This window comes from Methyloterricola oryzae, assembly GCF_000934725.1.
Classification (GTDB): Bacteria; Pseudomonadota; Gammaproteobacteria; order Methylococcales; family Methylococcaceae; genus Methyloterricola; species Methyloterricola oryzae.
The window spans coordinates 140,242-146,781 of sequence record NZ_JYNS01000012.1 but is presented as its reverse complement, the minus strand read 5'-3'; the positions used below and the strand labels follow the sequence as shown (position 1 = coordinate 146,781).

Annotated in this window: 6 protein-coding genes; all 6 read right to left on the bottom strand. The window is 62.2% G+C overall.

Going from position 1 to position 6,540, the window contains the following annotated elements; translation table 11 throughout:
- Nucleotides 1-682: 682 nt before the first annotated feature.
- The 6 genes from EK23_RS23975 to EK23_RS15625 all read right to left on the bottom strand — a co-directional run bounded on the left by EK23_RS23975 (nucleotide 683) and on the right by EK23_RS15625 (nucleotide 6,528).
- A complete protein-coding gene (locus EK23_RS23975) occupies nucleotides 683-925 on the bottom strand; it encodes a hypothetical protein (protein WP_200892170.1) in 243 nt (80 codons plus the stop codon).
- A 180-nt stretch (nucleotides 926-1,105) separates the two neighbouring features.
- The gene (dsbD, locus tag EK23_RS15645; RefSeq protein WP_097990992.1) at nucleotides 1,106-3,037 is read right to left on the bottom strand and encodes a protein-disulfide reductase DsbD; all 1,932 of its coding nucleotides are present in this window, start codon (nucleotides 3,035-3,037) and stop codon (nucleotides 1,106-1,108) included.
- A 50-nt stretch (nucleotides 3,038-3,087) separates the two neighbouring features.
- Nucleotides 3,088-3,933: an Ig-like domain-containing protein gene (locus EK23_RS15640; RefSeq protein ID WP_145998696.1), complete on the bottom strand. Its 846-nt coding sequence runs from the start codon at nucleotides 3,931-3,933 to the stop codon at nucleotides 3,088-3,090.
- 95 nt (nucleotides 3,934-4,028) lie between these two features.
- Nucleotides 4,029-4,955 (bottom strand): FAD:protein FMN transferase, encoded by a 927-nt coding sequence (locus tag EK23_RS15635; RefSeq protein ID WP_235282126.1) that lies wholly within the window; start codon nucleotides 4,953-4,955, stop codon nucleotides 4,029-4,031.
- 6 nt (nucleotides 4,956-4,961) lie between these two features.
- Nucleotides 4,962-6,308, bottom strand: coding sequence for a DUF3570 domain-containing protein (locus tag EK23_RS15630; RefSeq protein ID WP_045226335.1), 1,347 nt, complete (start codon nucleotides 6,306-6,308; stop codon nucleotides 4,962-4,964).
- Nucleotides 6,295-6,528, bottom strand: coding sequence for a DUF4266 domain-containing protein (locus tag EK23_RS15625; protein WP_045226296.1), 234 nt, complete (start codon nucleotides 6,526-6,528; stop codon nucleotides 6,295-6,297). Before EK23_RS15625 ends, EK23_RS15630 begins: the two co-directional genes overlap by 14 nt.
- Nucleotides 6,529-6,540 lie beyond the last annotated feature (12 nt).

Here is a 6,540-nt window from a genome sequence, read left to right as displayed (position 1 = left end):
TACTCGCTGATCGAATTCACCAGGATCGCATCGGGGTTGGGTATAGTCTCGGCGATGGGGAGCCGGGATTCCGTATTCTATTCACCGCCAAACTTGTGAAGTATTCACGCTTTGCCAGAAGACATCGGATGAGGGGACTGCCCACGTGAGGCCTGCGCTCCGATGCCAACCGGAAATTATCCCGACGCGCACTGTGAACTGCATCACCGCTGGCGGTGCTTGAAGCCACTAGCCTTATAACCGTCTCCCGTGCAACCACACGTCCCCCACCACGGCACGAAGACAGGAAGGCGCCCTGGCCAGTTGAAGGCGTTAGGACAGATTTCCCGGTTCACCGACCGGGCTGATCTCGGTCACGACATTGGGTTGGTTCTGGGGGGAGGGTTCTCAAGAGCCCTGATTCGGACCGCCCCGTGACCTTTGATATAGACGCGTTTGATTGGCCAGGCTGGGTTGGGCCCCTATTTCGCGCTCGCGTTCTGGGTAACGCAGCGTCTGCTGAGTGCCCGCTCGGTTCAATGCAACACGGTGTGCGTGACCGGGGTCTATCCGAGCGGGCACAGTGATCTAGACTGAATTCGTGGCAGGGTCACCTCCTCCTTCCCTGTCACTTCCTGGCGCGGCTGGCCCACGGTCCCAAAACAGCGCTCCGCTGGCCGCGGCTTATTTCCTCTCGCTTCACTCAATCATCATCGTGATGATGGTGGTGATGGCCGTAGCCACCCCAGCCGCCACGGTAGCCATAGCCACCCCAACCGCCACCCGGGTAGCCATAGCCGTTGCCATACCCATAATAGGGCCGGCCATGAGCGTGTCCCCAGCCTTGACCGTACCCGCCATAGCGGGGGTAGACGGCACAGCCGGATAAAAACAGTAGTATCGCAAACAAACAGACCAGCCACTTCCAGCGGGCTGATGGTTTCATGGGTGTTGCACGCCTGTTGACCAGGCCGTGTCTCGTAGTGAATGAAGGTGGGAACCTGATGTTCCTCGCCTCCTTTGTATCACCGCCGAGATGAACACCGGCTGAATCCAAACGCGCTTTGTCTTTCGCCGTGGTGCATCGACTCAGGTTGCGCGAGAATCAGGCGGACGGAGGCTCTGGTCATCCCTGTTGCCGAACCTCCACCGCTCTCAGTGGCTCAATTTTCAGTGAGCGCCAACACAGGTGACCAATAAAATCGGTAGCTGTCATGTAGCCCACCACGCGGCAATGCTTGCGCTCAAGCTCGTCAGGGCCGAAGAACAGCGTGGCGGGCGGGCCTGGCAGGGCGAACTTGCGCAGCAGGTCCTGGTCCTCCTGGGTATTGGCGGTGACGTCAGCTTGCAAGAGCACCACCTGGTTCAAGGCGCCGCGCACTTTCCCGTCGCCGAAGGTGTAGCGTTCCATTTCCTTGCAGGAGACACACCAGTCGGCGTAAAAGTCCAGCAGCACCCAGTGTCCGGCGCCTGCGGCGGACTGAATCTCCCGTTCCACCTCGCTCACCGAGCGCACCTTTCGAAACAGCGGGGCCGGCGTCATGGAGGCGGCCGACGCCGTTTGCAGTCCGCGCAGGGGCTGCAGCGGGTCCACGCTGTTGGAGGCGGCGCCGATCAACAGCAGGACGCCGTAGCACAGCATGACGATACCGACGCCCTTCCAAAGGCGCCGCCAGCCCGACGATGGAGCCGGCAAGGCGTCCAAGGCGCCAAGATACATGGCCGGGATGATGAGCAGCATGCCCCACAGAAACAGGGTGACCGCCGGCGGAAGCAGGCGCTCCAGCAGCCAAACCGCGACTGCCAGGAGTCCGACGCCGAAAGCGGCCTTCACCGCATTCATCCAGGTTCCGGCGCGAGGCAACAGCCGGCCCGCCGACGTGCCGATCGCGATTAGCGGTAGGCCGCTTCCGAGGCCCAGGGCAAACAGCGCGCAAAAGCCCAGCACCGCATCGCCGGTCTGCCCGATGTAGATCAATGCACCGGCCAAGGGCGCGGCAACACATGGGCCCACGATCAAAGTCGACAGCGCGCCCATGGCCGCTGCACCCGCCAGCGTCCCGCCACGCTGGCGACCGCTCAGCATTGACAAGCGGGTCTGGATGAAGCTCGGCATCTGCAGGTTGAATACCCCGAACATGGACAGGGCCAGTACGACAAAGAGCCCGCTGAAGGCGACCAGCACCCCTGGATGCTGAAAGGCCGCCTGGAGGTTGCCGCCGAAGAGCCCGGCCAGCACACCGAATACCGCATAGGTAAGCGCGGAAGCCAGAACATAGGCGAGGGACAGCAGGAAAGCGCGGCGGGTTGTAATGGTCTCGCCCTGTCCCACCACGATGCCGGACAAAATCGGGATCATGGGAAAGATGCAGGGCGTGAATGCCAGCAGCACGCCCATTCCCAGAAAGCTAAAGACCGTGGGCCACAGGGCCTGGCTGCGCATTTTCGAGACGATCTGACACTGCTCGGACTGGGTTGACGCCCCCGCCTCCGGTGCTTCGGCGCACTCGGCTGGCTCCAGGCTGGTTGGGCTCGCATCCGCTGGGATCCGGCCAGGTTCGGCAGAAGGCAGGCCGGTAACTGGGATCTCATAGATGCGCTTGAAGGGCGGATAGCAGATGCCCGCGTCGGCGCAGCCCTGAACTCCTGCCTCCACCGCCACCGTGGTCATCTCGGTGACTGGGGTTTGCAGCGGAACGCGGATCGCGACATGGTGCCGGTAAATCTCCACATCACCGAAAAACTCGTCGTGCTTGATCTCGCCGGCGGGCAGTTCGGGGGTTCCCAGGGACAGTCCGGGCGTTTTGGCGACAAACGCAAACTTCTTGCGGTAGAGGTAGTACCCGTCGGCAATGTCCCACTCCAGGCGCAGCGCATTGCCCTCCGCATGCGCGGAACCGCGAAACGCTTGATCGGCGGACAGCAGTTCCTTGCTTTCCAGGGCCTGGACAGCGGGCCCGCCCAGCGCCGTGACCAGCCCGGCAACCAGGGGCCAGAGCTGTCGAGTCAGCAGGAAAGTGAACCAGGATCCGTGTGTCCGATTGGAACGGGTGGGCATGAGCTTGAAAACTCCTTCAGTCAGCTGGCTTGATGGTCAGGAGCGACCAGTTACTGCGCGGCAACATCTATCGCGATGTCCTCTGAAGCCTGGTAAGGGTTTGGGTAGCTGTCCTGAACCGTGAACGTGATCGGGAAGCTCTGCCCCGCTTGGGCTGCGTTGGGTTTCCAGGTCAAGGTGCCGGTCAGAGTCCCCTTCTTCTGTGGCTTCAGCTTCAACTTGGCTCCCGGCGGCAGGCTGCTGTAGCTAAGCTTGAGCAGGTCGTTATCGGTGTCGGTGGCGACCACCTTGATCTTGAGCAGTTTTCCGACCCGCGCCGCCGGAACCTGGATGGGATTGAAGGTTGGCGGGGTATTCAGCCCGACCGTCAAGGTGACCGGTTGCCGCGTGGTCTGGGACAAGGTGTTATTGGTCGGGGTGTCGGTCGCCGAGAACGTGACGATCGTGCTGGGGCGGGTATCCGCGGTTCCCGGCGCGGGCGTCCACGAAAACACGCCGGTGGCCGGCTTGCCGTCGCTGTAAGTCCAGGTCGAGCCATCCGGCAGGCCGCTGGCCTTCAAGGACACAAAATCGCCATTCGGATCCTTGGCCAGTACCTGGATGGTCAGGGTCTCCCCTTCATCGATGGTTCGGGACTTCTGCTTGGGCCCGTTGCTGTTGTAGGTCAGTTTCAGTTGCGGCGCAGCATTGGCCGGGGTCGGCGGGGGCGTCGGCGAAGAGACCTGGGTTGCTGCGGCTACCCCGTCAATGACGACTCCGTTCCAAATCACGCCGCTGAACTCAAGGCCCAGCCAGCTGACGCCGGTTAATCCCCCGAGCAACCATGCGAGCGTTCGCGATTTGGGGACGGAAGTGGAGCGGGTCGTGGGACCGGTTTTTCGGAGATTAACTTTCATGGAAGACCTCTGTTGATGGCGAGCCGACCCGGCACCTGCATGGGTGGGGTAGTCCGCGCAATGGCTAAAAATTCTGGCCGAAGCCGTTACCGGTCCTATTCGATGCGCGCGGCTACCGAGTCGGGCCGATGCTGCAGGACGCTGCCTGCTTCATCCATCCAAAGTGCGGGCAGATCCATGCCGCGCAGCCAGTCGGCTCCGTCCACCCCCTTCAGCATGGCAATCGTGCAGGCGCTGCCGGCCACCAGAGCGAAGGGCGCGACGACGCTAACCGAGCAAAGTCCCGCCACCGGCCAGCCGGTCCTGGGGTTAAGGATATGGCTGTAGCGCTTGCCGTCGACGACCAGGCAGCGCTCGTAGTCGCCGCTGGTGGTCACGGCGCCGCTGACGATGTCCAACGTCGCCAGCAGTTGCTGCGGATGACGGGGATGGCGGATGCCGACCTGCCAGGGCGAGCCATCCGGGTGGGGTCCGATGACGCGGAGGTCGCCGCCGAAATTGACCACGCCGCTCTCGATGCCGTTCTGCACGCACAGGGTGACAGCCCGGTCGGCGGCGTATTCCTTGGCGATGCCTCCGAAGTCCAACTCCATGCCGGGCACATGGAAACTGATGACTGGCCGCTTCCAGCTCAGCTTGTCCCAGCCCACCTTCTCCAGCAGTTGTTCGATGATGGCTTCGCTGGGCAGCGAACCCGGCTCATCGGAGAAGCGCCAAGCGCGCCTGAGGATGCCGGAGGTGATGTCGAACAGTCCGTCACTTTGCTCGAAGCACATCTGTGCATAGTCCAACAAGGCCGCCATTTCCTCGTCGACCGCCACGCCTCCCGGCTGGCCCGCTTCCCGGTTGATGGCCGAGAGCGCGCTGTCGTCGCGAAAGCGCGAGTAACGCTGTTCCACGCACTCCACGTCCGCGATCACTGAATCCGCCACCGCGCGGGCGACCTCGACCTTGTCGGCGTGCAGGGCGATCTGGCAGGGTGAGCCCATGGCCCGGAAGCTGAAACGATAAGGCTCCAACACGGCCAGCTACATCCTGAGATTGAGGGTCAGCGAGTACATGACGAAATTGAAGTTGTCTTGCGACGTGCCGTCGCCGCCCAGGAAGCCCATGCTCTGGGTCCGCTGGTACAATTCGACTCCCGCCCCGAGTTGCAGCTTGTCGAAGAAGGTCTTGCTCAATTTCACGCCCCCCGCAACCGAACCGAAGCTGGAGAGGCGGTAATCGGATGAATATAGCCCGTTGGCGGTGGGGCTGTCGTAGACGGTCTGGTAGAAATAGGCCGAATTCTGCGTGTAATAGCGCACATGCGGCGTGAGCACCATGTCGAAGGGCAGGGGCTGAATCCAGCTGAACTCGAACATGTGTGAATTCACGTTCCAGCTATCAGAATAGAAACGGTAGTCGGCGTGCAGCGCCGCGGCATTGAGATCGGGGAAGTTGCGCACGTAGCGCAGCAGCACGGCTTCCTGGGTACGAAGACCGGGCCGTGTATCGGCGCATAGATTTGCCGCAAACGCGAAATGGGAGCTTTGCCGGCAGAATGTGTTGGACGCCCCCAAGCCCCCCGGGACGTTGTTGACCCAGGAGGATTTGTAGGGGTCGGAGAGAAACCCCGAGCTTTCACTCACCGTCAGATTGAGCTGAACCAGGGAATTCTTGTCCAGCACCTGGGTGATGCCCAGCAGACCCTGGTAAGTATCCTTGTGTCCGCCGATCTCCTGGCCGTTGGTATAGGTTTCGTGAATGGCGCCTTGCTGGCCCCCGTCGGCCCACACTGAATCGGACGCGTAGCCCAGGCCCAGCGCCAGGGTGGTCTGCTTCTGATTGAAGTCCCAAGTTCCGTCGATGTTGGCGAAATTCGACGTGTAGTCCCATTCCGTGGAATTTCCTCCGCTAACGCCCAAAGTCAGGTCGTTGAACTTCTTTGACAGACTGCCGGACAGGGCCAGCCGCTGATCGTGAATGCCGCCGGTGCGTCCCTGTAAGGGGCCATGGGTGGCCTGTGACAGCTCCAACTGCCCGACGCCCTTGCCGAATTGATTGTTCCTGCCCCAGTAGAAAACCGGCGATGCGCCGCCCACCTGGCTCTGGTCCATGGGGTTGTTGCCGCCACCGATGTAATCCAGGGTACTGATGATCTTGAAGTTCAGGTCGCGGGCCCAGCCCAGCGCGGCATCGTTCTGGAATGCCTGGACTGACATGCGGCCGTTGCTCTCCTGGTAGTTGGAATATGCGCTATCGACGCCCAGACTCTCCGGCTTCAGGTCCAGCCCCTCGGCAGAACTCAGGCCGGGAATGGCCAGGGCAGCGGCGGTGAATATGGCCAGCCTCGCCGCCGGATCGGGCTTTCGGCTGGGTTCAGTTGCAGCCACAGCCGCCTCCTCCCACGCCATAACCGCCGGACGAGGTTTCCTTCGAGGTGTAGGTATGCTGCATGATCGCCGCGTTCTGCGGATCAGGCACCAGGGCCATCTGAGGCTTGGCCAGGGTGCCGCGCTCCCAGGGCTTGACGGGTGTCATGCAGGCGGCCAGCAAACATGCGCACGCCGACAGAAGCGCGAGCCGCCCGCAGATCGAACGGACGTTTCTCATGCCTGGGACTCC

Excerpts from the sequence above, each read along its gene's own strand:
- EK23_RS23975 (WP_200892170.1), bottom strand. The coding sequence starts at position 925 with ATGAAACCATCAGCCCGCTGGAAGTGGCTGGTCTGTTTGTTTGCGATA.
- dsbD (WP_097990992.1), bottom strand. The coding sequence starts at position 3,037 with ATGCCCACCCGTTCCAATCGGACACACGGATCCTGGTTCACTTTCCTG.
- EK23_RS15640 (WP_145998696.1), bottom strand. The coding sequence starts at position 3,933 with ATGAAAGTTAATCTCCGAAAAACCGGTCCCACGACCCGCTCCACTTCC.
- EK23_RS15625 (WP_045226296.1), bottom strand. The coding sequence starts at position 6,528 with ATGAGAAACGTCCGTTCGATCTGCGGGCGGCTCGCGCTTCTGTCGGCG.